The organism is Enterovibrio norvegicus FF-33, assembly GCF_000286835.2.
GTDB lineage: Bacteria > Pseudomonadota > Gammaproteobacteria > Enterobacterales > Vibrionaceae > Enterovibrio > Enterovibrio norvegicus_A.
On the sequence record NZ_AJYD02000038.1, the window covers coordinates 550,286 to 574,119 of the forward strand.

The 23,834-nt window shown below is 46.9% G+C and carries 20 protein-coding genes and 1 tRNA gene; 11 read left to right on the forward strand and 10 right to left on the reverse strand.

Annotation, left to right across the window (positions count from 1 at the left end; translation table 11 throughout):
* Together A1OO_RS10715 and A1OO_RS10720 are read right to left on the reverse strand one after the other, a co-directional pair.
* Complete coding sequence (locus tag A1OO_RS10715) at positions 1 to 519, reverse strand: Hcp family type VI secretion system effector (protein WP_017003024.1); 519 nt, start codon at positions 517 to 519, stop codon at positions 1 to 3.
* A gap of 34 nt (positions 520 to 553) precedes the next feature.
* Entirely contained in the window at positions 554 to 1,909 is a 1,356-nt protein-coding gene (locus A1OO_RS10720; protein WP_017003025.1) for an ImpA family type VI secretion system protein, read from the reverse strand.
* 510 nt (positions 1,910 to 2,419) lie between these two features.
* Between A1OO_RS10720 and A1OO_RS10725 the strand changes: the two genes are divergently transcribed.
* Entirely contained in the window at positions 2,420 to 3,064 is a 645-nt protein-coding gene (locus tag A1OO_RS10725; RefSeq protein ID WP_017003026.1) for a hypothetical protein, read from the forward strand.
* A gap of 152 nt (positions 3,065 to 3,216) precedes the next feature.
* Here the strand turns inward: A1OO_RS10725 and A1OO_RS10730 are convergent, their stop codons facing one another.
* Complete coding sequence (locus A1OO_RS10730) at positions 3,217 to 4,152, reverse strand: helix-turn-helix domain-containing protein (RefSeq protein ID WP_017003027.1); 936 nt, start codon at positions 4,150 to 4,152, stop codon at positions 3,217 to 3,219.
* A gap of 170 nt (positions 4,153 to 4,322) precedes the next feature.
* Between A1OO_RS10730 and A1OO_RS10735 the strand changes: the two genes are divergently transcribed.
* A complete protein-coding gene (locus tag A1OO_RS10735; RefSeq protein WP_017003028.1) occupies positions 4,323 to 7,097 on the forward strand; it encodes a glycoside hydrolase family 3 protein in 2,775 nt (924 codons plus the stop codon).
* A gap of 193 nt (positions 7,098 to 7,290) precedes the next feature.
* Here the strand turns inward: A1OO_RS10735 and A1OO_RS10740 are convergent.
* Positions 7,291 to 7,381 (reverse strand) — tRNA-Ser (locus A1OO_RS10740).
* 561 nt (positions 7,382 to 7,942) lie between these two features.
* Here A1OO_RS10740 and A1OO_RS10745 point away from each other — a divergent pair.
* From A1OO_RS10745 to A1OO_RS10770, 6 genes are all read left to right on the forward strand, one after another.
* The gene (locus A1OO_RS10745; protein WP_016958108.1) at positions 7,943 to 8,971 is read left to right on the forward strand and encodes an amino acid ABC transporter substrate-binding protein; all 1,029 of its coding nucleotides are present in this window, start codon (positions 7,943 to 7,945) and stop codon (positions 8,969 to 8,971) included.
* An 85-nt stretch (positions 8,972 to 9,056) separates the two neighbouring features.
* The gene (locus tag A1OO_RS10750; RefSeq protein ID WP_016958109.1) at positions 9,057 to 10,262 is read left to right on the forward strand and encodes an amino acid ABC transporter permease; all 1,206 of its coding nucleotides are present in this window, start codon (positions 9,057 to 9,059) and stop codon (positions 10,260 to 10,262) included.
* A gap of 3 nt (positions 10,263 to 10,265) precedes the next feature.
* On the forward strand, positions 10,266 to 11,363 hold the full coding sequence (locus tag A1OO_RS10755) for an amino acid ABC transporter permease (protein ID WP_016958110.1): 1,098 nt from the start codon (positions 10,266 to 10,268) through the stop codon (positions 11,361 to 11,363).
* 17 nt (positions 11,364 to 11,380) lie between these two features.
* Positions 11,381 to 12,130: an amino acid ABC transporter ATP-binding protein gene (locus A1OO_RS10760; RefSeq protein ID WP_016958111.1), complete on the forward strand. Its 750-nt coding sequence runs from the start codon at positions 11,381 to 11,383 to the stop codon at positions 12,128 to 12,130.
* Between the two features lie 215 nt (positions 12,131 to 12,345).
* A complete protein-coding gene (locus A1OO_RS10765) occupies positions 12,346 to 13,011 on the forward strand; it encodes a Bax inhibitor-1/YccA family protein (protein ID WP_016958112.1) in 666 nt (221 codons plus the stop codon).
* A gap of 133 nt (positions 13,012 to 13,144) precedes the next feature.
* Positions 13,145 to 13,474, forward strand: a complete 330-nt coding sequence (locus A1OO_RS10770; protein WP_016958113.1) for a TusE/DsrC/DsvC family sulfur relay protein — start codon at positions 13,145 to 13,147, stop codon at positions 13,472 to 13,474.
* Between the two features lie 90 nt (positions 13,475 to 13,564).
* Here A1OO_RS10770 and yccX read toward each other — a convergent pair whose 3' ends face one another.
* The gene (gene yccX, locus A1OO_RS10775) at positions 13,565 to 13,837 is read right to left on the reverse strand and encodes an acylphosphatase (RefSeq protein ID WP_017003029.1); all 273 of its coding nucleotides are present in this window, start codon (positions 13,835 to 13,837) and stop codon (positions 13,565 to 13,567) included.
* An 89-nt stretch (positions 13,838 to 13,926) separates the two neighbouring features.
* Between yccX and A1OO_RS10780 the strand changes: the two genes are divergently transcribed.
* The 3 genes from A1OO_RS10780 to A1OO_RS10790 all read left to right on the forward strand — a co-directional run bounded on the left by A1OO_RS10780 (position 13,927) and on the right by A1OO_RS10790 (position 17,339).
* A complete protein-coding gene (locus tag A1OO_RS10780; protein WP_017003030.1) occupies positions 13,927 to 15,324 on the forward strand; it encodes a methyl-accepting chemotaxis protein in 1,398 nt (465 codons plus the stop codon).
* 132 nt (positions 15,325 to 15,456) lie between these two features.
* On the forward strand, positions 15,457 to 16,644 hold the full coding sequence (locus tag A1OO_RS10785) for a class I SAM-dependent methyltransferase (RefSeq protein WP_016958116.1): 1,188 nt from the start codon (positions 15,457 to 15,459) through the stop codon (positions 16,642 to 16,644).
* A gap of 56 nt (positions 16,645 to 16,700) precedes the next feature.
* The gene (locus A1OO_RS10790) at positions 16,701 to 17,339 is read left to right on the forward strand and encodes a YccT family protein (protein WP_017003031.1); all 639 of its coding nucleotides are present in this window, start codon (positions 16,701 to 16,703) and stop codon (positions 17,337 to 17,339) included.
* Between the two features lie 88 nt (positions 17,340 to 17,427).
* On the opposite strand, the gene A1OO_RS10795 is transcribed toward A1OO_RS10790, so the two are convergent.
* The 5 genes from A1OO_RS10795 to A1OO_RS10815 all read right to left on the reverse strand — a co-directional run bounded on the left by A1OO_RS10795 (position 17,428) and on the right by A1OO_RS10815 (position 23,751).
* Positions 17,428 to 19,383: a propionyl-CoA synthetase gene (locus A1OO_RS10795; protein ID WP_277814532.1), complete on the reverse strand. Its 1,956-nt coding sequence runs from the start codon at positions 19,381 to 19,383 to the stop codon at positions 17,428 to 17,430.
* A gap of 89 nt (positions 19,384 to 19,472) precedes the next feature.
* Positions 19,473 to 20,924: a bifunctional 2-methylcitrate dehydratase/aconitate hydratase gene (locus tag A1OO_RS10800; protein ID WP_017003033.1), complete on the reverse strand. Its 1,452-nt coding sequence runs from the start codon at positions 20,922 to 20,924 to the stop codon at positions 19,473 to 19,475.
* A 24-nt stretch (positions 20,925 to 20,948) separates the two neighbouring features.
* Complete coding sequence (gene prpC, locus A1OO_RS10805) at positions 20,949 to 22,085, reverse strand: bifunctional 2-methylcitrate synthase/citrate synthase (RefSeq protein WP_017003034.1); 1,137 nt, start codon at positions 22,083 to 22,085, stop codon at positions 20,949 to 20,951.
* A gap of 128 nt (positions 22,086 to 22,213) precedes the next feature.
* A complete protein-coding gene (prpB, locus tag A1OO_RS10810; protein WP_016958121.1) occupies positions 22,214 to 23,086 on the reverse strand; it encodes a methylisocitrate lyase in 873 nt (290 codons plus the stop codon).
* Positions 23,083 to 23,751: a GntR family transcriptional regulator gene (locus tag A1OO_RS10815; RefSeq protein WP_016958122.1), complete on the reverse strand. Its 669-nt coding sequence runs from the start codon at positions 23,749 to 23,751 to the stop codon at positions 23,083 to 23,085. The genes prpB and A1OO_RS10815 overlap by 4 nt, the downstream gene beginning before the upstream one ends.
* Positions 23,752 to 23,834: the final 83 nt, after the last annotated feature.

Sequence of the window (23,834 nt, forward strand, 5' to 3'; positions counted from 1 at the left end):
TTACTTAGCACCTGACAGCAATTTACCTTGAGGTATGTTGTAGGTGACGATGCCGCCATCTTTCAGCTCGCCATCTTCAAGTTCATAGTTATGCTTTTGAGAAATCTCAATGTAAGAAAGGGCGACTTTCTCCATTGGTTGAGAGCCATCAGTGCCTTCAACGTTGTAAGACACAAGGCGCGCATTGGAGAGCTTAATTTGGAAGTAAACCACGGCACCTTGACCACCAGACTCTGGCTTGGTGAACGCGATCTCGACCATCTTTCCTTCTTTACCTGGGTTAAACAGGAAAGACAGTAGATCTTCAGACGCACCATCGGCTTGCTTGGTAAAGTTCACTTCAGTGATTGCCACCATGCCTGAGTCAGCGTTATTAGCATTGCCGATATCCATAGCAACGTTGCGCACGCCACCCCATTTGTACGAACTGATCGCAAACCAGCCTGTACCTTCCAGCCCTTCAATCGTTGCTCCGCCTTTCACATCCACGCCATCAATGCGCATAAAAATACTAGCCATAGTTTTCCCTATTTATTTGTGAACAAATCTATCCCTACCAACGTAAACCCGTTGAACCCGAAGAGGATTTACTAGAGCTTTCTTTCGGTGTTTCCTTCTGATCAGTGTTATGCGAAGCATTTTCCTGAACGGAATTTTGCATCGGCGGAGAAGAAGGACGAGAGGTCTTTACTGAAGTCACCTCAGGCAACACCACTCTCTCCTCGCTATCTAAGCCAATAAGATTGAAAATTTTGTCTTGATCGTTTTCTCTGCCCACCAGCAGCTCAGTCATGAGTTCTGGCAACGGCATATAGCCCCAACGAATGGCTTTTTCTAAAAGAAAAGAGACAGGGCTGTGAGGCTCACTGACACGGAAGTACTCCGCCAACTCACGCAGTTGGACGAACGCTTGGTCTCGGTTCATGTTGTTCATTTTCGCTGCCTCTGAGAAGCTTGCGGTTTCAGACACCGAGACACTGACTTGAGATACCGATTGCTGACTGACTGATTGACGATCATTGACGCCAGCCTGTATCTCCATCGATTGGGCATTGTCTTGGCTAGAGGAATTTTGACTATTGGAAGGTTCAGAATGTTCTTTTGTTGGCGTAAGCCCTGTGAGATAGGTGATCGCACTCTGAGCTTTTGAGATGAGAGACAAAGCGAAGGTGAAATTCACACCTTTAACCAGCATCGGCTGAGTGTGTTTATTGACACACTCAGAAACTGACACAAAAAGTTTGGATAGCTGTGCGAGGTTATCGGTACGAGCTTGCACAAGGCTTTTCTGCGACACGAGTGCTTGTGTCGCTTGCTGGCGTAACTGAGGTGCACCACCTTTATTCTCAGCACTTTGATACTGAAAGAAAGTGATGTTACCAACCAGTGGCAACATGAGAAGCGGCGCATAAAGAAGACTGCTGTCTTCACTGTCCCCACATATCTGGAAAAAGGCTTTTACCTTGGCTTCAAATTGCGCTTTTTGGGCTTCATCCCCCTCACCTTTCAACTTGTCTTGAGGCAAAACGGGATTGAGAGTATCCCAATCATTCTCGACAAGTTCATTTAGCCAAGCGATGAGGTTTGACGCGCCATCAATACTGTTGTCCACGATCAGCTGAACAGCGAGCATCCATCCGATGAGTTCTATATCCCGACTTTCTGTTTCAAACGTTTTCTTTAGGCTCGCACCCAGTTGCTTCCACGCCTGCAGGTTCTCATCCTGCAAGTTGTCCAGTTCGGCTTCATCTGGGTTTTGCGCCAGTTTTCTCAGTGCGGTTTGAGCGACATTAAATTCATTTCTTAGCGGCCTGAACGTTGCTCGGTCAGTCTTCAGATATTTGCCGCATGGCAGCTCGCTCGAAATAGGACTTGAAAGCGATCGTTTTACGTCTTCCGTGAATATCATACCTATGGAATTTCCCTGTATTGCTGCGACATCCTTTCACAACAAAGTCATTTTGCTAAAGTCACGAATCGAACTAGAAGCCTGTAAACACCTACAAATGAAAGGGTTACGTTCCAGCGTGATGTGCTTCTAGGTGTTTAACTTGTTTGTTAACTGAGTACATCTTAAATCCAGCTAAAACGCTTCTTAACAAACAAAATTATGTTGATATTTGTATTATAAGGTGGAATTTAGTCCAATTTATGAAACATATGAAACGATTAGGTTACAATATATTGATGCATTAGTCACATCTAGGGTCTTTGGTTTTCGAAAATCCTTCAATTCATCCCGCAAAGCATTTCGTTGTAAAACTTCTGCTCATACTATGAGTTCGACAATCCTTTGGGACTTACAGTGAGTAGCGTTGTGATTTATAGATATGAAACCCAAACGTAGATTAAGCGTAGGGTTAGCTAGATACTCGACACTAATTATTGATAACATACAGATTAAAAAGGATATTTCTGCATGATTACGATTCAAGAAACAGGCAGGTTGTCTAAACCTTTGGACGAAGCAAGAAAAATTCTGATCGTCCCTCAAGGCTATGCAGGATTTTGCTTTGAACCAAACAAATTCCCAGACCAAGCCAAAACCGTACTCACCACAACAGGTGTGGGCCCCTGTCATTGCTTGATCATTGTGGAAGATTACTCAGACAGTGTTGTTTTGTGCCACCTTGACGAGAGTTTCACAAACAACGCATTCGCTCACACCACCCGCCTTTTAGAAATTTTAAGAGATGGCTGTGGCGTAAGTAGCCCTAAATACAGTCTCTCAATAGCGACCAGCAGCCCAATAAGAGACACGGTATTACGTGGTAGAGAAGTCATTCGGGCTGCCAATGCATTTTGTGGTAGTGATAGAATGGAAGCACCTCTCGTACACACCGTCTGTGGGCAAACCGACCATGCTTTTACAGTCGGTGATCCAACGACAACACACCATATCGGCGATATAGACCAAAGTAAGCACTTTGACAGAAGTGATGGCGTGCTGGGTTGGTCTACGTGGCAGAGAATTGGTGGTATGAGCCCAGGTTTAAGCGGGCGAAGAATTCGGTACCTTCTAAATCCTGATATTACGCCAACGCGTTATATCAAGCCGGTTTAGCGCTTTTCTAAAAGAAGAGAGTAGTAGTAAGTAAGCATCTTCATGACGTGTAGTGTTACTAGATGATCGCCACACGTAACCATCACGCTTAACGAAAAGGAGGCATTTTGCCTCCTTTTCTATTATCTATCGTCTAATGGCTACCATCGGAATTACAGCGCTTGCCCGTCTTTCCACGAGATACAACGGTATCTATCAGCGTTGGTGTCACCCCTCTCAACAATCGCCCGTTTTCTATAAGCTCTAGGGCTGCATCTAAACTGCTGCTTGAAGCACTTTGAGAAATAATTGCTATCAGAAAAGCCGCAGTTCTCAGCAATATATTGAATCGTCAAGTCACTACCGCTATCTAACAGTTTTACTGCATAGTTAAGTTGAATCTGCTTCAAGTACTGGTTTGGCGATGAATTCATAAATTGTCGAAACAACCTTTCCATCTGACGCTTACTGATAAATGCTGCTTTGGCGATAGTATCGGTATTGACCTCGGCATCATTGAAATTCTGTTCAATAAATACAAGGGCTCGGCTCAACGCAATCGTGGTCGGTGGTAAATCACTGCTGCTATCTTGATATATTCGTGCAAGACGAATGACCAATTGTTGCATCGAGCTTGTCAGCATCACCTCAAACGCGGGTTGATATGATTCGTATTCTGTCTTAATCACAGTCAGCAAGTGCTCGATTTCAAGCAGTTGTTGTCTATCTAGGGTCAACTTGGCTTTGTATTCAGTGGTTTGCCTAGCAATGGGTTCTATTTTGAACATTGCCTGGTAGCCCGGTAACTGACGCATAGACGGCAGCTCAAAAAAAGGCCTTTTCGCATCAAACATGAGGTTCACAACTTCAAGCTTCTTCACATCACTGAAGCCGTGCTCGATATCGCCGTTTATCACAAACACATCGCCTTTGCGTATTGGATACTCGTGATCTGCCACCGTATGTTTTCCACTTCCGCTTGTGACAAAAAACAACTCCGAAAAATCATGCTTATGTGCCGCGAAATCGCTGTGATGATGGCCATCTAGATAAGCGAATTTTAGGTGGCTATGTTTTTGATGTGATCTAAGTTGGTAGACGACACTCATGTCGCTCGATTCCTTTTATTGGTCGCCATATTGGTAGTTTCACGCACTCCGCAAGTATACTATTTCTCATCAATAACGTGAATTTTCACTCTTGTTTTCAACGACATTATCCCGCTAATTGCCATACTGATAATGACGATAGCAAGACTAAAACGGTTGTGTGATTGTATATGAACAGAAAAGAAATTATGGATGCGCAAAGCCACCTCGTCCCTGTCAGCCGCCAAGCTGCGGCAGAAGGTGTCGTACTCTTAAAAAACACTGACTCGATTTTACCCTTGAAGGAAAATGATGTGGTGTCTCTGTTTGGGCGTTGCCAAATTGACACCTATCGAAGTGGTACGGGATCAGGAGGTGCCGTGAATGTCCCATATGCAGTCAATATCCTCGAGGGGTTTCTAGCCAATAGCGCGATTACCATCAATGAAGAGTTAGTGGCTGTTTATCAAGACTGGGTCGCCGACAATCCGTTCGATAACGGCTGCGGCGGTTGGGCATCTGCGCCTTGGTTCCAAAAAGAAATGGCTTTGTCAGATGATCTCGTCGCCAGCGCGTCTGCGCGGTCAGATAAAGCAATGGTATTTATTGGACGTACGGCGGGAGAAGATCAGGATAACGCTGAGGAACAAGGCAGTTATCGTTTAACCAATCATGAAATCGACATGCTCTCCAAAGTGGCGAGTCACTTTTCGGACGTTATCGTGGTCATGAATGTCACGAACATCATGGACATGTCGTGGTTAAACACGCTGGAACACAAACAATCGCTCAAAGCCGTACTTTATAGCTGGGCGGCGGGAATGGAAGGCGGTCATGCACTTGCTGATATCGTATCTGGGCAACAGTCCCCAAGTGGTCGCTTAACCGACACCATTGCTCACCACCTTTCTGACTACCCATCATCACCCAATTTCGGGCGTAAAGACCGTAACCTTTACGTTGAAGACATCTATGTCGGCTACCGATATTTTGAAACCTTCCAACCCGATTCTGTTCAATTTGAGTTTGGCGCGGGTTTATCCTATACCGCGTTTACTCGTGAGTTAGTAGATTTCTCGATTCACGGTGAAGGCGCAAAAGCCTTGCTAATTTTTGATATCAAAGTGAGTAACATTGGCAGTCATTACGCCAGTAAAGAAGTGGTGCAGCTTTATGTTGAAGCGCCACAAGGTCAATTAGGCAAGCCCGCAAAAGTGCTAATCGGTTTCGCCAAGACAAAGGTCATCGAGCCAAACCAAAGTGACTTTGTGAAAATTTCCGTCCCTGCAAGCATGCTGGCTTCCTATGATGATAGTGGCGTGACAGGTAGCCGCAACAGCTATGTCATTGAGTCAGGTAACTACCAATTTTTCATGGGCGATAGCATTCGCCATGCAAAACATATCGCTGCGGATTATCACGTAGACTCGTTAGTTTTGGTTGAGTCACTAAGTGAAGCTTGCGCGCCCACTTATTCTTTTGAACGCATCAAACCCGCTAAGAAAACACCGAACGGCGTTTACGAATCTTGCCTTGAAACGGTGCCCGTTCGCACCGTCTCTTTGGCCGAGCGTATTAAAGAAAACATGCCAACACCTCTTGATATAGTGGGTGACCAAGGCATTAAATTAATCGATGTTAAACAGGGAAAAGCGAGCTTAAGCGAATTTGTTGCTCAAATGACACCTGAACAACTCGCCATGATTGTTCGTGGCGAAGGCATGTGTAGCCCAAAGGTCACACCGGGCACCGCGGCTGCGTTTGGTGGCCTTTCAGATTGCCTATTTAACTTAGGAATTCCCGTGGCGGCTGCCGCCGATGGTCCTTCTGGCATTCGCATGGATAGTGGTCACAAAGCCACTCAGGTTCCTATCGGTACATTACTTGGCTGCACTTGGAATCTTGCTTTAAACGAAAAGCTCTTTTACTTAATTGGTAAAGAACTAAGTGCCAACCACATTGATACCTTATTAGGGCCTGGTATCAACATTCATCGACATCCACTGAATGGTCGTAATTTTGAGTATTTCTCTGAAGACCCGCTTCTCACCGGTGTCATGGCTGCGGCACAAACTCGGGGTCTCGCTAATGCTGGCGTCTCTGGGACAATCAAGCATTTTGCTGGCAATGACCAAGAAACTGCGCGTGTAGATGTTGATAGCATTCTTTCTGAACGTGCACTTAGAGAGATCCACATTAAGCCTTTCGAGATCGCCGTCAAGGAAGGCAAGGCCTCAACCATTATGACCTCATACAATCCTGTTAATGGTCACTGGGCAGCATCCAACTACGATCTGAACACAACCATCCTTCGCAATGAATGGGGCTTCACAGGCATTGTGATGACTGATTGGTGGGCAAAAATGAATGACCCGATAAACGCGGGGCAAGAAAGTAAGACGTTCACCTCTTTCATGCTGCGCGCTCAAAACGATCTGTATATGGTGGTAGAACACAACGGCGCAGAATCAAATATCATGGGTGACGACACGTTAGAAGCGTTAGCAGAAAAGACTTTAACCCTCGGTGAGTTGCAACGCAGCGCGATGAACATTTGTCGTTTCATTATGTCCACGCCTGTTATGGAGCGCGCTCTCAAAGCCTATGAACCGATACAAGCCTTTACCTCTTTAGACCAAGCACCCAAAGGTTTAATTCATCAAGCAGAACAAACGCTGAACCTACACACCAATGTTAATACGTCTGTAACACTTGAAGTGAACGAAACAGCCAACTATCAATTTCATGGTGTTATGCACTTTGACCGAGATTCGCTCGCGCAATCAGCATGTAGCTTATTTCTTAACGGCGAATTCAGCATGACGTTACCCACGAATGGAACTTGCGGTGACTGTGTGAAAGTTGAAGGCCTACAGGTGAAACTACACCCTGGTTTCTACGTGTTAGATATCGATTTCGTTAAGCCGGGTCTAATGCTAGAAGAGATCGTTATTTCCAAGGCGTGATCAATGAACTGATTGACGAAAACTCGCTCTCATCTAAGTCTGTTGAAAGGCAAAAAGGCCGCTGATTTATCAGCGGCCTCTTCTCATTCGGCGGCACCAGATCGAAGTCTAGAGGGATTTCAAAATCCCGAGACCATAGCAAGCAGATCCCAGATGCGAAAAAGCCCGCTCAATGAGCGGGCTTTATCAAATTTGGCGGAGAAATAGGGATTTGAACCCTAGGAGGGCTATAAACCCTCGCCGGTTTTCAAGACCGGTGCTTTAAACCACTCAGCCATCTCTCCGTGAGTGGTACGTATAATAATGTTCAGAAGTCGCTTTGTAAACCCACTAATTATGCATTTTTGTTCAATCGGACACATTTAAGCCACTATGCGCATATCGCGCTCGAACGGCGATTTACATTCGACCGCTTATCAATAATTTAAAGTCTTGTCAGATTTACATATGCATAAGCATCTAATCAAAAAGCACATAATATTCTAGTCATTGCGAAACACGCAGAAACAAACCGAAGTGCTCAATATGGCGGTAGGTTGCATATTCATTGATACACATGCTGTACGAGTCGCATAAAAACAATGTGTTACAAACACCTTGCCTTCACATTTTATACTAAACAATGCCTCAAATTTGCCAAGATCATTGCCTAGGTCACACCTCTTACTTGTTCAATTTGCAGCCAAGACATCTGGCCCTATACTGGATTTGTTAACCGAGTGTTAATTTCGGTTTCAGTGTTAATAAATGGTTTTACGAGTTTCTCACTACTGTTGGGCTAATTGCCTTAGATGTAACTCGTCCATGAGTAAGACCCAGTTATAACCAATAAAGGATTAATAGGTATGGTTTCTAAAAAGTCGACATTTGGACTTGCAGTTGTCTCAGCACTGCTTTTCTCTACCGGTGCAAGTGCCGAAGGGGATAGCACCTTGGATAAAGTCAAAAAGGCTGGCGTTGTTAGCTGTGGTGTCAGCACCGGGCTTCCTGGCTTCTCTAACCCAAATGCAGAAGGTCAATGGGAAGGTATCGACGTTGAGTTCTGTCAGGCAATGGCTGCTGCCGTTCTGGGTGACAAGAACAAAGTCAAATATGTTCCGCTGACAGCGAAAGAACGCTTCACTGCCCTGCAATCAGGCGAAATCGATATTCTTTCTCGTAACACAACGTGGACACTGCAACGTGACGGTACTTTGGGTCTGAACTTCGTTGGCGTTAACTATTACGATGGTCAAGGCTTCATGGTGAAAAAAGACCTCGGCCTGACCAGTGCATTAGAGCTTGATGGCGCTTCAGTTTGTGTTCAATCCGGTACAACGACTGAGCTGAACCTTTCTGACTACTTCCGTGCTAACGGAATCTCATTCAAGCCAGTTGTTTACGATACGTATGACGCGACCGTTAAAGGTTTTGAGTCTGGTCGTTGTGACACCTTAACCACTGACCAATCTGGCCTGTATGCATCACGCATCAAACTGGCGGATCCTAAGAGTGCTGTGGTATTGCCAGAAATCATTTCTAAAGAGCCTTTGGGCCCTGTTGTTCGCCAAGGCGATGACAACTGGTTCAACATTGCTAAGTGGACGTTGAACACCATGATCAATGCTGAAGAGTTTGGCATTACTTCTGCCAACGCTGATGAAATGCTGAAATCTAAAGATCCAAACATCCGCCGTATTCTTGGACAAGATGGTCCTAAAGGTAAGGGGCTGGGTCTGAATGATGATTGGGGTTACCAAGTAGTCAAGCAAGTTGGTAACTACGATGAGAGCTTCCAACGTACTGTAGGTACCGACTCTCCGCTTAACATTCAACGCGGCGTTAATGCCCTTTGGAATGACGGCGGTATCCTCTACGCGCCACCTATCCGTTAAGTTAAGTAGTTATCTACTTATAGCACTTGTGGGGCACAGCATCTGTGCCCCTTATTTCAACGTGAAAGGATAGGGGTGCGGTTGTATGGCATCTAAAGAGAATATGCTTAGCTCATCGGCTCCTCGCCCTGAGAAAAAGCAAAGCCTGATATACAATCCAACGTTTCGCTCTGTAGTTTTCCAAGCGATTGCAATTTGTGCCTTGGTATTGTTTGTTTACAACATTGTAGATAATGCACTCACCAACTTAGACGCTCGCGGTATTGCAACAGGGTTTGGCTTTATGAGCCAAGAAGCGGGGTTTGGTATTGGATTAACGCTCATTGATTACGATGAAACCTACTCGTATGGTCGAACATTTTTTGTCGGTCTATTAAATACGGCGTTGGTTTCTGTTTTAGGGATTGTATTAGCAACCATTATTGGTTTTCTGGTTGGTATTGCGAGACTTTCAAGAAACTGGCTATTGAATCGTTTTGCCGCGATTTATATCGAAATCTTTCGAAATATCCCCCTCCTGCTTCAAATCTTTTTCTGGTACTTCGCCGTATTGCAAGCCCTGCCCTCTCCTCGGCAGAGCTTAAGCTTGGGTGAATCCGTCTTCTTAAACGTTCGTGGTTTGTTTTTCACTCGCCCCGTTTTTGAAGAAGGTTCAGTATTGATTTCAATCGCCCTTGTTATCGCCCTGGTGTTTAGCTTTGGCTTGGCTCGATTTGCGAAGAAGAAACAAGAAAAAACAGGCGAACAAACGCCAGTATTTGCGATATCGATTACCGCGATCATTGGTTTACCTCTGCTGGCTTTCTTTGTCGCAGGCATGCCAGTGTCACTGGAATATCCTCAATTGAAAGGTTTCAACTTCCAGGGTGGCTTCTCAATTATTCCTGAGCTCGCGGCACTCACGCTCGCACTGTCTATTTATACTGCGTCATTTATCGCAGAGATTGTGCGTTCGGGTATTAACGCCGTCAGCCATGGGCAAACAGAAGCAGCTATGGCGTTGGGGCTTCCTCGTAACAGAACGCTTCGCTTGGTGGTGATCCCACAAGCCATGCGAATTATTATTCCTCCACTCACCAGTCAATACCTAAACCTAACGAAGAACTCTTCGTTGGCGATGGCTATCGGCTACCCCGATTTGGTCTCAGTATTTGCAGGCACAACGCTCAACCAAACAGGGCAAGCCATTGAGATTATTGCAATGACGATGGGTGTTTATCTGACGTTGAGTTTATTGACTTCACTGTTAATGAATATCTACAACGCCAAAGTCGCACTGGTAGAGAGGTAACCCATGGCAAAACATGAGTTTCAACCAGATTTGCCGGCACCACCAAATACAGTTGGTGCGGTAGGATGGATGCGCAAAAACTTGTTTTCATCGCCTCTCAACTCAGTCATGACCGTGATTTTGGCATTTCTTGCCATGAAAGGATTGTGGGCTGTTGTTGAGTGGGCATTCCTTAATGCAGATTGGATCGGCTCATCACGCGACGATTGTTCGCGAGAAGGCGCATGTTGGGTATTTATCAACGTACGTTTTGACCAGTTTATGTTCGGCTTCTATCCACAGGAAGAGCTTTGGCGTCCTCAGTTGTTCTATGCGATTTTGGCCATTATCACCGGTCTGTTGATCTATGAACGCACACCAAAGCGTGGTTGGATTCTGCTGTTATTCATTGTTGCCTTCCCGCTCATGGCTGTGTTCTTGATTTTCGGTGACGTAGCAGGCTTGCCAAAGGTGGAAACTCACCTTTGGGGTGGGCTGCTTATCACGATGATCATCGCCATTGTCGGTATTGTCGTTTCACTGCCTATTGGCGTGATGCTGGCATTGGGTCGACGCTCTGATATGCCGATAATTCGCAGTTTATGTACTGTGTATATCGAAGTGTGGCGCGGTGTTCCGTTAATTACCGTATTGTTCATGGCGTCAGTTATGTTGCCATTGTTCATGTCTGGTGAGTCGGAAACTAACAAGCTCGTTCGCGCTTTGATCGGTGTCGTCATGTTCTCGGCTGCCTACATGGCAGAAGTCGTGCGTGGTGGTTTGCAGGCGATTCCAAAAGGTCAGTATGAAGCTGCAGATGCATTAGGCCTCAGTTATTGGAAGAAAATGGGATTCATCATTCTGCCTCAGGCACTGAAAATCACCATTCCTTCGATTGTGAATACCTTTATTGGGCTGTTCAAAGACACCAGTCTCGTCCTTATCATTGGTATGTTTGACGTGCTGGGTATTGGTCAGTCGGCGAATACCGACCCCAATTGGCTAGGTTTCGCAACGGAAAGCTATGTGTTTGTGGCATTGGTGTTCTGGATTTTCTGTTTCGGCATGTCCCGCTACAGTATTTATCTTGAAAACAAACTCCACACTGGTCACAAGCGATAGAGAACAAGGATAGTATTATGACGCAACAAGACGCCCCTGTTATCCAACTGACCGATGTGAATAAATGGTACGGTCAGTTTCACGTGCTTAAAAACATTAATCTTTCCGTTTCAAAAGGCGAAAAGATCGTAATTTGCGGCCCTTCCGGTTCAGGTAAATCAACCATGATCCGCTGCATCAACCGTCTTGAAGAACATCAACAAGGTTCCATTATTGTTGGCGGTACTGAGCTAACCGACGATTTGAAAAACATTGAACTGGTGAGAAAAGAAGTGGGCATGTGTTTCCAGCACTTTAACCTCTTCCCTCACCTCACTGTGTTGGAGAATTGTACGCTAGCACCGATTTGGGTAAAGAAAATGCCCAAGGATGAAGCGGAAGAAGTCGCGATGAAGTTTCTGGAGCGCGTAAAGATTCCAGAGCAAGCGGGTAAATACCCAGGTCAGCTTTCAGGCGGTCAGCAGCAGCGTGTAGCAATTGCGCGTTCGTTATGCATGAACCCAAATGTGATGCTTTTCGATGAACCTACCTCTGCACTCGATCCAGAAATGGTGCGCGAAGTGCTGGATGTAATGGTAGAGTTAGCTGAAGAAGGCATGACTATGTTGTGTGTAACGCACGAAATGGGCTTTGCAAAAGAGGTCGCGGATCGCGTTATCTTTATGGATGCAGGTGAAATTATTGAAGAAAATGTCCCACAGGAATTCTTCAATAATCCGCAATCTGACCGAACTCAGTTGTTCTTGAGTCAGATTTTGCATCACTAGAACATGAGTGCAAATAAGTAATAGCTTTCGGGTTAACCACTCGTTAACATTTGCTTACAAGATCAAACAGGCTTAGCTGGAGGGATATATTAGTATTCTCAAAGGCTAAGCTGTTTTATTATCAGTAATGCGACAATTGTGACTTGAAAAGTTGAGCCAAAGGCGCAATAAATGTCGTATAGAAATAAATGTCTGCACCCCATCGGGAGAAAGCTATGAATGATCGTTTCGTTGCTCGCGAGTACTCGCAAGAGAGCCAGTTAGCAACCAACAAGGTGTTACGCAACACCTATTTCCTATTGTCACTAACCCTTGTGTGGTCAGCATTGGTTGCTGGTGTGTCAATGGCGATGAACATGCCATACCCTGGCATAATCATTACTTTGGTTGGTTTCTACGGCTTACTTTTCCTAACCGAAAAGAACAAAAATAACTCAATGGGCATAGTGCTAACTTTCGCGCTAACCGGTTTCATGGGTTACACCTTAGGTCCAATCCTAAACATGTACGTAGGCGCTGGTCTCGGTTGGGCAATTGCACCGGCACTGGGCGGTACCGCACTGACCTTTATGGCGTGTTCTGCTTATGCACTGACCACCAAACGTGACCTGTCGTTCCTTAACGGTATGTTGATGGCAGGTTTTGTTGTGATCATCGTCGGTATGATTGCAAACATCTTCCTGCAAATGCCAATGATTTCAGTGGCAATTAGCGGTGCGTTCGTTCTGTTCTCTACTGGTGTGATTTTGCTGACGACTCAGTCAATCATCCGTGGTGGTGAAACCAACTACATCTCAGCAACCGTTGGTCTGTATGTGGCAATTTACAACCTGTTCCTGAGCCTGCTGCAACTGCTTGGCATTTTCGGCGGCGACGATTAATCGGACAGCGTTAACATGATTTAGAAAAGCTCCTTCGGGAGCTTTTTTCTTTTTTGCTATTGCCGAATAACATGATCTTGAAGCCTCTCTCACAAGTCGATATGCTTTGCGCGATCGAAACACGAGGTAATCCATGTTGGAATTAAACGGCAAGCAAATTGAAACCGATGCCCAAGGTTATTTGAAAAATTTCTCTGAGTGGGATGAAGCGCTAGTGCCGCTTCTTGCTGAGCAAGAAAACATTACGCTGACTGAAGCGCACTGGGAAGTGGTTTACTTTGTACAAGCGTTTTATAAGGAGTACAACACTTCTCCTGCTGTTCGCATGCTGGTGAAGTCCATGGAGAAGAAATACGGCCCAGAAAAAGGCAATAGCCGATATCTATATAAACTGTTTCCTAAAGGGCCAGCGAAACAAGCTACCAAGCTTGCGGGTCTTCCTAAGCCTGTTAAATGCATTTGAAAAAAGAGGCGCTGATCAGCGCCTCTTTTTTTCTTTTTTGGTGCGTCTATTAAGAATAAACTGGCCAATACAAACGTGATTAGCGGACATTTACTGAATCGAAAAACCATCTATCGCATGCCAATCAACTTGCTCTTTTGTCACTCCAGTCACATTGGCCGTCTGAGGGCCATGCTCCAACCACACCAAAAGCGCGTTGATATTTTTCTCATCGCCGCACATTAATACGGTCACTGTGCCATCAGTTTCATTTCGCGCAAAACCGGATAAAGACAGCTTCAATCCTTCGTGGGCAGTGTGAAACCGAAACCCAACCCCCTGAACCCGCCCAGAGACACCGGCCTTGATACATATTTGAGACATATGTCACACTCCTATGATTGGTTTTTACCGTATGCAACAGTGTAATATCCCCCTACCCGAGTAACCTCAAGCTGTAGGATTTATTCAAGATGAAAGAAACGCCGTTCCGTTGGATTGACCAATACCTCATCCGACTCAGCCTAAAAGGAAAATTTCATTTCCTTTACGTGTTCATGTTTTCGCTGACCATTGCCACTGGTGTTGTATTCCATTCAGCATCAACCTCGCAAATGGCCGACGTTCAAGACAAACATAGCGCAGCGTTAAACGCCGTGTTGTCTCACTACGATGTCAGCGCTGATGAAGCGGCTTCAATCATCGCCGCCACTGGCGTAAATGCAACCCAGTCAAACAACAAATGGGGCCAGTCTTCTCAGACCACATACCAAGTGCTAGACAGCAGTTTTTGGTCTCACATGAGTACAAGTTCACTCAGCATCATGGCCGCCCTGTTTATTCTTGGACTCATGGCATCGCACTATGTCTCTAGCTTCATTGGCGGCGCAATGTACACCATGAACACCGCACTTCAACGCATGCTAGACGGCGACCTTACCAGTCGTATGAATTTCTTCCCCGTAAGAGATGAATTTAGCATCATCGCGACCACTGTCGACAATGTTGCCGATCGCGAACAAAGCCTAGTCAAAGCCATTAAGAATGCATCTAACCTAATGGGGCAGCTTTCTGCAGATTTGGGTCATCGCAGCACTGAAAGTGAAAATCTTTCAACTGAGCAACGTACTTACCTTGATTCATTAGCCAGTGCGACTGAAGAAATGGCAGGTTCTATCCGTGACGTTGCAACGCACGCTGAGCAAACGTCAGGGGAAATTATGGTTGCTGGTGAAGCGTCAGAACAAAGCCGCCAACAGGTCAACCAAACCCTGCATGCCATTCAAGCACTGAGTGCCGAAATTGAAGCGGCCTCAAAAGCAGTCTCCTCACTGGAGCAGAATTCCAATGAGATTGGTAGTATGGTTTCGACTATCAGTGCCATTTCAGAACAAACCAATCTGCTTGCATTGAACGCCGCTATTGAAGCCGCACGCGCTGGCGAACAAGGTCGTGGTTTTGCTGTTGTTGCCGATGAAGTCCGCACACTGGCAGGTCGCACGCAACAAGCGACCGTTGAAATCCAGCGAATGATTCAAGACCTAGAAAGCAACACCGCGCACCTTCGAGGCGTCATGCAAGGCACCGTCGATAATGCAGCGGCAAGTGAATCCTTGATGAAGAACATCGACCTTGAGATTGGTCACATTTCGGAGCGTAGTCAGCGTATTACAGACCGAAGCACTGAAATTGCAACAGCTGCAAACCAACAAGGCAGCGTTGCAGGCACCATTTCGTCTGACGTCGAGCGTGTGCGCCAACAAGCATGGCAAGTTAGCGAGATGATTCAGCAAACAGCAAAAGACGTGACTGACTTGCAAAAGCAATCCACTAGCCTGACATCTCTTGTTGACGGCTTGCGTACCGAATAACTTTACTAAAAAACAGCCGCAGAGCCTGCGGCTGTTTGCATTCTTGCCCTTCTTCTCTGACAATACACCCCCAATTTATAGGCCGCTGTATGCTGTTGCAGTGAGTCAGACATCTGAATTTAGGAAAAACCAATGAATCCGTCTGTTTATCTGGTTAAAGGCCGTGAAAAATCACTACGCCGTCGCCACCCATGGATTTTCTCACGTGGTATTCAGCGTGTAGAGGGCAAACCCGCTCTCGGTCAAACAGTGGATGTTTATGATCATCAAGGCCAATGGCTAGCGCGTGGCGCATTTTCTCCTAATTCTCAGATCCGCGTGCGAGTCTGGTCGTTTGAGCAAGAAGAAATCGACGTCGAATTCTTCAAAAAACGCCTTCAAGAAGCACAAGGCCTACGTGACACACTCGCCGTTCGAGATGGCCTAACGGGCTACCGTTTGATTGCGGCTGAATCTGATGGCCTCCCAGGTATCACCATTGACCGCTATCAAGACTTCATGGTTTGCCAGTTACTCAGCGCAGGCGCTGAAGCACAAAAGCAAAACCTCGTTGATGCACTCGTCGCACTTCACCCTGAGTGCAGCATCTACGAACGTTCAGACGTATCAGTCCGTAAGAAAGAAGGCTTGAAAGAGCGCACAGGCGTGCTGCATGGCGACATGCCACCTGCTTCTTTGGTGATTGAAGAAAACGGCGTGAAGATCAGTGTTGATATCGTTGGTGGACACAAAACAGGCTTCTACCTTGACCAACGTGATAGCCGCGAAGCTTCCGTGAAATACATCAACGGTAAACGCGTGCTGAACTGCTTCTGTTACACCGGAGGCTTTGGCCTGTATGCCCTAAAAGGCGGCGCGTCAGAAGTTATCAATGTTGACGTGTCTCAGCCTGCGCTAGACATTGCGAAAGCCAATGCTGAAATAAACGGCTATGACCTGTCAAAAGCGCAGTTTGTGAATGCAGACGTGTTTAAATTGCTACGCGAATACCGTGACCGTGGCGAGCGCTTTGACGTTGTCATCATGGACCCACCTAAGTTTGCAGAGTCAAAATCTCAGCTAAATGGTGCATGTCGTGGTTACAAAGACATCAACATGGTGGCGATGCAAATCCTGAAACCGGGTGGCACGCTGCTTACCTATTCTTGCTCAGGTTTGATGGACAACGCGCTGTTCCAAAAAATTCTTGCTGACGCAGCGCTTGATGCTCAACGTCAGGTTCAATTTATTGAACGTTTTGAACAAGCCGCAGATCACCCTCTCGATAGTGCTTACCCAGAAGGCTTCTATCTGAAAGGTTTCGCCTGTCACGTAAAATAACCACTATTTGGCCCACCACTTTTGTGTGGGCCCATTTTTAGATTTAAGGGATCACAATGAGAAGAAACCTGTTTCTCGCGTCTGTACTTGCAGCGATGCTGCCATTGTCAGTGGCTGCGGAAGTGACACTTCACGCTAACAACAATGTTGAACTTTTGACTTACAACGGCCAATCACACAAGTCTTCTATGTTTGGAAAACAAGAGCCGGTAATACTGGAAAACGGGACACAACAAGTCGCGTTTCGCTATGTTGAAAGCTTCGAAGAAGGTAAAGACATCTCTTTCATCAAATCTGATGTACTGGTTGTGACATTTGATGCCAATGACAAAGATGTTTATTTTGCTTTTCCAAAGCACAAGAACAAACGTCAGGCTCGGGCATTTAACGACAACCCAAATTTTAAGCTCGTTGATGAAACAAATTCATCCATTGCGTTTGAACAAAATAAACTAATGAAAAGCGGCTTTCAGTTAAGTCGTGACTATTTGGCCGAGCTTTCACGCTTCAATCAAACCGATGCACCAGCTTCATTGCAACTGACTGCAGTACCATCGACGACGGTATCACGCACCTCTCATGTCGTGGTGGGTAGCAAATCAATAGACGAAATAGATTATCAGCTGCACTACTGGTTCGAGAAAGCGAGCCCAGAAGCAAAAGCACGCTTTAAAGCCTACGTGAACACCCAATAACATTGAGAACAGGCCACCGAGTTAGGTGGCCTGCTTGTTTTTTCTGCCTATCCCCATTCCGCGCTAACTTAATCTTTCAGTTAATGCGTTAATGTCCGGATAAAACGTGGCTAATATCATCAAGGCTGGCGGGATCATCAATGGTTGAAGGCACCGAATAACTTTCACCGTCCGCAATCTGACGGATAATACGACGCAGAATTTTTCCAGAGCGTGTTTTTGGCAATCGGTCGACGACAATCGCACGTTGAAAACAAGCAACAGGGCCAATTTCACTACGCACTTTGGCTACCAATGCTTTTTCAATATCGCCGTCATGCGAGTAATACCCGTCTTTGAGTACCACCAAACCCAATGGTAACTGGCCTTTGATTTCGTCATAAACACCCACAACAGCACACTCAGCAACGGCTTCATGCGCACCCACGACTTCTTCCATTTCTCCCGTCGATAAACGATGGCCTGACACATTGATCACGTCGTCAATGCGCCCCATGACAAACAAATAGCCGTCTTCATCCACATAACCGCCATCCCCAGACACGTAGTAACCGGGAAACTGTTGTAAATAGCCTGATTCAAATCGGTCATGATTCCGCCATACCGTCGACAGACAACTCGGTGGCAATGGTCGTTTGATGGCAATAAATCCTTGTTGATTTGTTTCGGCAGGCTGGCCTAGCTCATTCAAAATTTGCACATTGAAACCAGGCGTTGGTTTGGTTGATGACCCTGGTTTCGTCATGAAGCTTTCCAAACCAATGGGGTTGCAGGAAATCGCCCAGCCCGTTTCTGTTTGCCACCAATGATCAACAACCGGACGTCCAGTGTGAAGCTCCACCCATTCCAACGTGGGCGGGTCTAAACGCTCACCCGCCATGAAAATCGTGCGAAGCGATGCCATCGGATAGTCACCAATCAGCTTACCGTCTGGATCTTCTTTTTTGATTGCACGAAACGCCGTGGGTGCAGAAAACAATACCGAGACATTGTATTCATCACAAACACGCCAAAACGCGGCAGGATCTGGCGTTCGCACGGGCTTTCCTTCAAACATAATGCTGGTGCAACCATGAATCAGCGGCGCGTAAACAATGTAGGAATGCCCCACCACCCAACCGACATCAGAAGCCGCCCAAAACACTTCTCCCGGTTCCATGTTATACACGGTCGACATGCTGTATTTCATGGCGACAGCATGACCGCCATTGTCTCGAACCACACCCTTTGGCTTTCCGGTAGTTCCCGATGTATAAAGAATATATAAAGGATCGGTTGAATTAACGGGAACGCAGTCATGCGGCGAGGCACGTTCAAATAAGGTCGCCCAATCTGCATCACGCTCATGGTCTAGTGCAGCAGGTTGTTCGGGCCGTTGATAAACCACCACTTTGTCGGGCTTCCAACGACTGTCCATTACTGCTTGGTCGACCATCGGCTTATAAGGGATCACTTTGCACACTTCGATGCCACACGATGCAGTCAGCAACACTTTGGGTTCCGCATCTTCTAGCCTAACGGCCAGCTCATTCGGCGCAAAGCCGCCAAATACCACCGAATGAATAGCACCTAGTCGCGCACAGGCCAGCATTGAAATAGCGGCTTGCGGGATCATGGGCATGTAGATAACAACACGATCCCCTTTGGTCACACCAAGGGCTGCCAACATACCCGCACACTTGGCCACTTGATCACGAAGCACTGCATAGCTGTATTGCGCTTTTTTACCGGTGACTGGCGAGTCATAGATCAACGCCGTCTGATCGCCGCGTCCGTTCTCGACGTGATAATCGAGCGCGAGATACGATGTATTAAGCTCACCATCAGGAAACCAACGTTCAATGCCGTTGGCATCATTTTCCAGTGCGACAGTTGGTGGTGTGAACCACTGAATATTCCTTGCTTGTTGCAACCAGAAAGTATCTGGGCTGGCGACGGATTGCTGATAGGCGTTTTGATAGGCTGACATTGTCATGCTCCTTGCCTCTTGCTGAGGTTTTGCTTCTCTACCTGCAGGTTTGAGTCGCCAATGGCACTCAGTCAGGTAAAAAAGCTTGGCAGCAAGCGGATGTCGTTGCTTACTGCCAAGTAACTGCTGTTTCTCAAGCCTTATGTTGGCTTGTTGATGAAACACTAATTAATGGTAAACATCTCCATAAAGGTATTTACCGGCGTCTTCATCAAGGTGTTTTGATCTAAACAAAGCGTATAAATCTTATTTGCTTGCGCCGCCGGAAAACGCGTGAGGAGGTTACGTTTGAATTTATCCTCAAGCACAGGGATCCCTTCTTCACGGCGACGACGATGACCAATCGGATATTTCACTTCTACCTTCTCGGTCGACGACCCATCAGTGAAGAAAACCTGTACCGCATTCGCAATCGAACGTTTCTCTGGGTCGAGATATTCTTCGCTGTAGCGCGTGTCTTCAACAATCGTCATTTTCTCGCGCAGCGCATCAATTCGGCTGTCGCCTCGGTGAAAACTGTCTTCATAATGCTCGGCCACTAAATCGCCGTGAATCAAAGGCACAGCAAGCATGTATTGCAAGCAATGGTCGCGATCGGCGGGGTTCGCCAAATCGCCCACTTTGGAGATAATACGAATCGCAGACTCATGCGTGGTCACTTCAATACGATCAATCTCATCGAGGCGACTCACCACTTGCGGGTGCAAGGTCACGGCACATTCCACTGCCGTTTGTGCATGAAATTCCGCAGGGAATGAAATCTTAAACAGAACATTTTCCATCACATAGGCATCAAAAGGCTGGTTCACGCGGAATGATTCACCTTTGAACAGCACATCATAAAAGCCCCACTTCTTAGCGGTCAGTACAGACGGTAAGCCCATTTCACCTTTCATGGTGATCATGGCCAATCGAACCGCACGCGAGGTCGCATCGCCCGCTGCCCATGATTTACGAGAACCCGCATTCGGAGCATGACGATAAGTACGCAGCGAACAACCATCCACCCACGCTTGTGACAATGCATCAATGACTTGATCGCGGTTACCACCCAACATTCGTGTAACCACGCCTGTCGACGCAACACGCACCAAAAGGACGTGATCAAAACCAACGCGGTTGTAGCTGTTTTCTAGTGCCAACACACCTTGAATTTCATGGGCTTTAATCATCGCCGTTAGCACGTCGTGCATGGTCAAAGCAGGTTTACCTTCTGACACAGCAATACGGCTAAGATAATCTGCGGTGGCAAGAATGCCGCCCAGGTTATCTGATGGGTGTCCCCACTCGGCGGCGAGCCAAGTATCGTTAAAATCCAGCCAGCGAATCATGCAGCCGATGTTAAATGCAGCTGTGATCGGATCGAGTTCATGGGAAGTGCCCGGCACGCGCGCACCGTTTCTTACTGTTGTGCCCGGAACCAGTGGTCCCATATGCTTAGTGCACTCTGGAAAGCGTAACGCTAACAACCCGCACCCAAGGGTATCGATCAGGCAATTGCGCGCGGTGTTGTACGCCTCCGTAGAAGTGATCTCTTTATCGCACACATAATCGGCAATGGTTTGTAGCAGTGCATCAGGCTCGGGACGCTGGTTTACATCGACATTCATTGACATGTTTAGATTCCTTTCCTTAATCACTTATTGGCGTTTTTCGATTGGCAACCAGTCTTGATGCTCTGGCCCAATGTAGTCCGCACTTGGTCTAATAATTCGGTTGTTGGCACGTTGCTCAAAGACATGAGCACACCAGCCTGTAACGCGGCTCATCACAAATATGGGCGTGAATAGCTTGATGGGGATCCCCATGAAGTGATACGCCGAGGCATGGAAGAAATCAGCGTTAGGGAACAGATCTTTTTCACGTTTCATTACCTGCTCGACACGCTCCGATACGTCATACAATGCCGCTTCAGACGAAGACTCAGACAGCTGTTTTGACCATGCTTTTATCAGCGCGTTTCTCGGGTCGGACTCACGATAAATCGCGTGCCCAAACCCCATCACTTTTTCTTTGTTCGCCAGCATTCCCATTAGCGTGGTTTCTGCTTGATCGGGTGTGGTCCAGTTTTCAATCATCGCCATTGCGGCCTCGTTCGCGCCGCCATGCAACGGCCCACGTAAGGTGCCAATGGCGGCAGTCACGCACGAATGAATATCCGACAAGGTAGAAGCACACACCCGAGCTGCAAAGGTGGACGCATTGAATTCATGTTCAGCGTACAAAACTAACGAGCAATGCATGACGCGGATATGCAGATCAGATGGCGTGTCGTCAGACAACATGTCGAGGAAATAGCCCGCAATGCTGTTTTGATCGCTCGCGGCGGTATCAATGCGTACGCCATCATGTGAGAAGCGATACCAATAGCAAATCATGGCGGGAAGGTGCGCGAGAATGGTGTCGGATTTGTCTGACTGCTCTGAGAAATCCAATTCGGTATCAAGGTTACCCAACATGGAGCAACCGGTGCGCATCACATCCATGGGGTGAGCATCAGCAGGAATACTTTCTAGTACGCGACACAAAGCCGAAGGTAAGCCCCTTTTGTGGACCAAGGTTTGCTTGTAATCTTTCAATTCTTGCGCGTTCGGTAGCTTGCCTTTCAACAGGAGATACGCGACTTCCTCAAACTCAGCGTGATTAGCAAGATCCGTAATGTCGTAACCTCGGTAGGTTAATCCCGTGCCCGATTTTCCGACCGTACACAAAGCCGTGCTGCCCGCACTTTGACCCCGTAGTCCTTCTCCGCTCAACGGCTTGTTTTTGTCCGTCATGGTATGCTCCTTGTCGTCGACTAATTCATTGTTTTTATGTGTTTCCCTACTGCTTTTTCTGCTTCAATGTCTTTTTTCATCTTTGTGCTTCAAGCTTTCTGTTTCAGCGTTTCTATTTCAAAGCGAACTCATTCTTTCTCAGCAAACAGGTTGTCGAGCTGCTGTTCGTAATTGTGGTAACCGAGGTAGTGATACAACTCATCACGCGTCTGCATCGTGTCGACAACATTGCGTTGATGACCATCGGCTTTCACTTGCTGATAAACGTTAAGTGCCGCCTGATTCATGGCACGAAATGCTGAGAGCGGATACAGCACGAGATCAACCCCAACTTCGTCCAATTCACTGACCGAGAACAGAGGCGTTTGACCAAATTCCGTAATGTTTGCCAGCACAGGGACGTTAAGCGCTTGCGTGAAAATCTTGTATTGTTCGAGGGTATTAATGGCTTCTGGGAAAATCATGTCCGCACCGGCTTCAACACAAGCTTGAGCACGTTCCAAGGCAGAGTCTAACCCCTCAACCGCCAGTGCATCGGTACGCGCCATGATGACGAAATGCGGGTCCGTTCTTGCATCTACTGCCGCTTTGACGCGGTCAATCATTTCAGCTTGGCTTACGATGGCTTTGTTGGGTCGATGCCCACAGCGTTTTTGTGAAACCTGATCTTCAAGATGCACCGCCGCCACACCCGCTCGTTCCATTTCACGCACCGTGCGAGCAATGCTGAATGCCCCCCCGAATCCAGTATCAATGTCCACCAGCAATGGAAGGCGAGATGCATCCGTAATACGACGCGCGTCTTCGAGTACGTCGTTAAGCGTGGTGATCCCTAAGTCAGGCAAACCAAAAGAGGCGTTTGCGACACCACCACCAGAAAGATAAATAGCTTGGTGTCCGGTTTGTTCTGCCAACATCGCGGTATACGCGTTGATCGTGCCCATCACTTGCAACGGTCTGCCGTTTACGACTGCATCGCGGAATTTCTTCCCTGCGCTCATGAGGCTTTCTCCCTGTCTGAATTTAGTTGCTGCGCTGCCAATTCGCCGCTTCGTCGGATATGTCTTCGCATCAGCATTTCCGCCAGTTCTGCATCCCTTTCTTCTAATGCATTTAAGATTTGAACATGCTCATTTAATGCGCGTTCTGGCCGGGATTGGGTTCGCGTTGATTGGGTACGATACATGCGCACCAAATGGTAAAGTTCATCGCATAACAAACTGATTAATTTATTGTTTCGGCTGGCTTGAATAATTCGATAATGAAAGTCAAAGTCGCCCTGTTGATGAAAATAGGTCGCGCCATCTACATCGTCGATGTGCTGTTGGTGGCGATGAAGAAGATGTTTCAACGCATCCAGTTCACGCGCAGTGATATGGGTACAGGCTTGTCGAATTGCCATGCCCTCTAATGCTTCTCGCACCGCGTAAATATCGGAAAGTTGTGCCGCACTTATCGCAACCACTCGTGCGCCAACATGAGGAATGCGCTCGACTAAGCCCATGGCTTCCAAACGCATCATGGCTTCTCGTAAAGGCCCACGACTCACGCCAAGCTCACGAGATAATTCTGGTTCCGAAATCTTGCTTCCCGACGCAAATTTTCCGCTGACAATGGCTTCAATTAGCCATTCCGTCATCCCTTCTGATTTGGTGACATCCTTCATTGTGCAATTCCTTTGGTGTCGACAATGGGTTTAATAAGTTGCTCGCATAACACCACACATTGTCGACAACATTTCTCTATGGG

Excerpts from the sequence above, each read along its gene's own strand:
- A1OO_RS10715 (WP_017003024.1), bottom strand. The coding sequence starts at position 519 with ATGGCTAGTATTTTTATGCGCATTGATGGCGTGGATGTGAAAGGCGGA.
- A1OO_RS10720 (WP_017003025.1), bottom strand. The coding sequence starts at position 1,909 with ATGATATTCACGGAAGACGTAAAACGATCGCTTTCAAGTCCTATTTCG.
- A1OO_RS10725 (WP_017003026.1), top strand. The coding sequence starts at position 2,420 with ATGATTACGATTCAAGAAACAGGCAGGTTGTCTAAACCTTTGGACGAA.
- A1OO_RS10730 (WP_017003027.1), bottom strand. The coding sequence starts at position 4,152 with ATGAGTGTCGTCTACCAACTTAGATCACATCAAAAACATAGCCACCTA.
- A1OO_RS10735 (WP_017003028.1), top strand. The coding sequence starts at position 4,323 with ATGAACAGAAAAGAAATTATGGATGCGCAAAGCCACCTCGTCCCTGTC.
- A1OO_RS10745 (WP_016958108.1), top strand. The coding sequence starts at position 7,943 with ATGGTTTCTAAAAAGTCGACATTTGGACTTGCAGTTGTCTCAGCACTG.
- A1OO_RS10750 (WP_016958109.1), top strand. The coding sequence starts at position 9,057 with ATGGCATCTAAAGAGAATATGCTTAGCTCATCGGCTCCTCGCCCTGAG.
- A1OO_RS10755 (WP_016958110.1), top strand. The coding sequence starts at position 10,266 with ATGGCAAAACATGAGTTTCAACCAGATTTGCCGGCACCACCAAATACA.
- A1OO_RS10760 (WP_016958111.1), top strand. The coding sequence starts at position 11,381 with ATGACGCAACAAGACGCCCCTGTTATCCAACTGACCGATGTGAATAAA.
- A1OO_RS10765 (WP_016958112.1), top strand. The coding sequence starts at position 12,346 with ATGAATGATCGTTTCGTTGCTCGCGAGTACTCGCAAGAGAGCCAGTTA.
- A1OO_RS10770 (WP_016958113.1), top strand. The coding sequence starts at position 13,145 with ATGTTGGAATTAAACGGCAAGCAAATTGAAACCGATGCCCAAGGTTAT.
- yccX (WP_017003029.1), bottom strand. The coding sequence starts at position 13,837 with ATGTCTCAAATATGTATCAAGGCCGGTGTCTCTGGGCGGGTTCAGGGG.
- A1OO_RS10780 (WP_017003030.1), top strand. The coding sequence starts at position 13,927 with ATGAAAGAAACGCCGTTCCGTTGGATTGACCAATACCTCATCCGACTC.
- A1OO_RS10785 (WP_016958116.1), top strand. The coding sequence starts at position 15,457 with ATGAATCCGTCTGTTTATCTGGTTAAAGGCCGTGAAAAATCACTACGC.
- A1OO_RS10790 (WP_017003031.1), top strand. The coding sequence starts at position 16,701 with ATGAGAAGAAACCTGTTTCTCGCGTCTGTACTTGCAGCGATGCTGCCA.
- A1OO_RS10800 (WP_017003033.1), bottom strand. The coding sequence starts at position 20,924 with ATGTCAATGAATGTCGATGTAAACCAGCGTCCCGAGCCTGATGCACTG.
- prpC (WP_017003034.1), bottom strand. The coding sequence starts at position 22,085 with ATGACGGACAAAAACAAGCCGTTGAGCGGAGAAGGACTACGGGGTCAA.
- prpB (WP_016958121.1), bottom strand. The coding sequence starts at position 23,086 with ATGAGCGCAGGGAAGAAATTCCGCGATGCAGTCGTAAACGGCAGACCG.
- A1OO_RS10815 (WP_016958122.1), bottom strand. The coding sequence starts at position 23,751 with ATGAAGGATGTCACCAAATCAGAAGGGATGACGGAATGGCTAATTGAA.